A 3,472-nucleotide genomic window follows, 5' to 3' on the forward strand; every position below is an offset into this window, starting at 1 on the left:
TTGCCGGCGGTGCTCACCTGGACGCCATCGCCCCAGTTCTGACCGCTGTCGTTGTTGGGGTTGTAGAAGTACACCCGCATGACTTCCTGCGGGTCGAGCGACACTCGAAGCAGGGTGATCGCGTGCCAGCCGATGAAGCGCGCGGCGCTGTCGGTCGCGGCAATGCCGATCGGTTGCGGGTGGATCAGCGGCTGGTTGCCGTTGTAGTACGGGTGGTAGCTCGCGTAGAAGTGCCGAAGGAATTCCTCCAGCGCCTCGAGCTTGCCGGTGGCGACGTCCACGTTGATGCGAAAGCCGCGCCCGGACCACCAGCCGTGGAACTCCGGATTGATCCAGCGGTGCGGGTCGCCTTCGCGGCCGACGCAGCGGCGCCCCATCTCGGCGTAGATGCGGTCCAGATGCGGCACCACCAGCAACGAAACGGGGTCGAGATCGATCGGCAGCGTCTCGGCGACACCGCTGAGAGAGGCCATCGAGGAGATCGGCTGTCCCTCGAAGTGCATGATGATCTCGTCGTCGCGCGCCGCCCAGGCCACCATCTGCAGCAGGTAGTCGGGGTCGTTGTACGCCCACATCGACAGGGCGCGGGCGGACTGGCAGGTGGGGTTGTTGCCCTGGCCCACGCCGAGCGGCTGGCCCAGCATGCAGAGCACGCCTTCCAGCAGACGGGTGCGCGGCGGTACCCCCTCGCCGAAGGCCATCGCCAGGCGCTCGCGTGACCAGGCCGACAGCGGCAGGCTCAGCTGTCGCCAGAGGGCCGGGGCCACCGGCGGCTGGTAGAGGATGCCGCGTTCGAGCATCAGGGCCAGCCCGTAGATGGCCTGGGCCGTCTCCGGAAACACCGACTGGTCGATCAGCGCGTGCACCAGCTCGCTGTAGCAGAGCAGGCAGTCCCGCCCGGTCGACGACAGCCCCATGGCTTCCGACAGCAGATGATCGCCGTAGTCGGTCAGGTGACGGAGCAGGACCGCGTGGTAGGGCGACACCAGGCCGGTGTCGTGCATGGCCCGCGCGAAGCCGGTCGCCTCGTTCTGCCGTGCCACGCCATCCATGCTTTCCAGCCGTTCCTTGTAGACCGCCACGCCGGGGTCTTCGCGGCAGGCCTGGGTCGGTCCGAACAGGCTGCTGACCAGGCGGTCGGCACCCTGGCCGCTGCTGCCCAGGTCGATGTCCGGGCTGCCTTGGCAAATGGCGATCTGGGTGATCATCTGCTTGACCGGCTCGGTCTGGATGGGCCGCTGCTGCAATATCCGCCAGATTTCGTCGATCAACTGGTCGACGATGTGCTCGTAACCGATCCGGTCGGCCAGGTGGCCGAGCAGGGCGCGTGACAGCAGCGCCAGGCGCCCCTGGGTCTCCCGCTCGGCCTCGCTGGGCGGCATGAACAGTCGTTGCAGGTTGATTGCCAGCACCTGGGTCAGGTGATGGTGGGCGTTCTCGGCCGACAGCCGCGGATGCGGGTAGGCGCCTCGGGCCACCGCGAGCATGCGCAGGTCGCTCAGGGCCTCGATCACCACGGTATCCGCGTCCGCGCTGCCCAGCGCGTGGGCGGAGAGCGACGGGATCAGGATCTCGGGATAGGCCCAGTCCGACCCGTTGAAGGTCCCTGCGGCCTCGATTGCCTCTGCCCGCGCCTCGATGGCGGCCGGGCCTCCCTCCTGGAGCAGGACCCGCTTGGCCCCGTCCAGGACCCGCCTAAGCCGCGCGGGCTTGGAGAATTCGGGCGCGGAATCGAGGGCCTCGATCGCCTCGTCGAGTCGTTGCAGGAGCCCGGGCAGAAGGGCCCCGGCCGCTTGTTCGTCGGCTTCGCTGCTCACGTAGGCTCCTCGTGCCCGGGATATGGCGCGGGATTATACATAGAAGTCCAGATCCTCCTGGCGCTTGAGCAGATCGCGCATGCGGTGCGGATCGTCGCCGAAGAAGTAGATCAGTCCCCAGTGCGTGCCGAACGCCGTGCGCTTGGTGACGGTCTCCTCCAGTGGCGCGGTCAGCTCATGCGACTCGAAGTAGGGGTGGTCCTCGGTCTCGGCCGGCATTTCCAGGTGGCTGACCACGCGGCGACGCGGGTAGACACCGAAGCACCCGGCCACACCCTTGGCATCGACGACTTCCCTGGGGAAGAACGCGGTGATCTCCTCCTCGGTGGTCTTGGGATCGAAGGACAGGATAAGCCCCTGGTAGGCGTTGAAGCCGTAGGCGCGTTCCAGCAGTTCGAACACCTTGAAGCCCGGTGGGCGATAGGCCACCTCGCCGAAGTACATCTCGCCGTCGTTGGTGACGAAGTACTCGGGGTGAATGAAGCCGAAATCGATGTCGAAGGTCTTGATCAGTTTCTCGATCTGCGCGGTGATCTGCGGTCGGTATCGCTCCAGTTCCGGGGTGGCCGGGACGAATACCGAGTAGCCCAGCGTGACGTATTCCGAGATGTTGAGAAAGCGGATCTTGCCGTTGTGGATCCAGGCCTCGACCGCGAATTCCCAGCCGTCCAGGTGGGATTCCATCAGTACTGGGAATTCCTCGTCCGGGATGGAATCGACCTCGTCGGGCGTTCGGATCACGCGGTGACCCAGGCAGCCGGCCTTGTCGAAGGCCTTGAGGTGGATCGGGTCGTTGGGATCGCCGTCGAGCTTGAGCAGGGTCTGGTTGACCCGCTTGAGAAACCGCACCACGTCTTCCTTGTCATGCGCTTCCTCGAAGATGCCCACGCGAATGCCGCCGAGCTGGGCGCGACGCTTCATCAGCGCCTTGTCGCGCAGCAGCATCGACTGGCCGAAGAGCTTGGGCTGGTCCAGCAGCACGGAGTTGATCGCCCCGGCCCACTCGACCGTCTCCTCGTAGAGCGGGATGGCGACGTCCACGCCCTTTTCCTGCAGGGTGTGCGCGATCTCCAGGGATCGATCGTTCAGCCGCTCGAAGTTCCACTGGATGTAGGGAATGTCGTGCTTCTCGCAGTATTCCTCGGCCCAGTCGGGTGCAACCACGACGTAGCGGCGATCGAACGTTTCCGCGGCCTCGACGGCGTTGAGCGACCAGCCCAGCAACGCGACAAAGCCTTTTTCGGGGTTCTTCTCCATGGGTACCTCTGATTCGGGCGAAATGGATTTATCGAGCCGACACGGACTTACCGGCACGTCCGTGGATGCCGCGCGAATCGGAAAAGTTATGGACTAGAGCCTAGACGACAGGAATCGGTCACGTGGCCGAAGGGCCGAATGCCGCCTGTATCGTGACGGTGCTTGCGGCCCACAGGTCCGGCCACACGCCGGACGGACGGGCAGGGCGTTCGGGTCTAATCTGGTGGTCTGATGCATCGTGCCGGAGGCACCATGAACCGTCTGAACCGATTCGCTCCTGCAATGGTCTTCTTCGCTGCCACCGTGGCCCTGATCCCGTCGACGGCATTGGCCGAGACCTACTGGGACAGGCTCGAGTGGCAGGTGCGCCCCTTGGTGCTGGTGGAGGGTGGACCGGA

General features: G+C 65.4%; 2 protein-coding genes. Both read right to left on the reverse strand.

Annotated elements, in window-relative coordinates:
- The coding region (locus ACESL5_RS09140) for a hypothetical protein (protein WP_372592472.1) at nt 1-1,817 on the reverse strand (1,817 nt) is incomplete at its 3' end.
- A gap of 33 nt (nt 1,818-1,850) precedes the next feature.
- The gene (locus ACESL5_RS09145; protein WP_372592473.1) at nt 1,851-3,074 is read right to left on the reverse strand and encodes an acetyl-CoA carboxylase biotin carboxylase subunit family protein; all 1,224 of its coding nucleotides are present in this window, start codon (nt 3,072-3,074) and stop codon (nt 1,851-1,853) included.
- Nucleotides 3,075-3,472: the final 398 nt, after the last annotated feature.

This window comes from Guyparkeria sp., assembly GCF_041687595.1.
In the GTDB taxonomy this organism is placed as follows: domain Bacteria; phylum Pseudomonadota; class Gammaproteobacteria; order Halothiobacillales; family Halothiobacillaceae; genus Guyparkeria.

Bases quoted from the DNA above. Each gene is read 5' to 3' on its own strand.
- ACESL5_RS09145 (WP_372592473.1), bottom strand. From the start codon at position 3,074: ATGGAGAAGAACCCCGAAAAAGGCTTTGTCGCGTTGCTGGGCTGGTCG.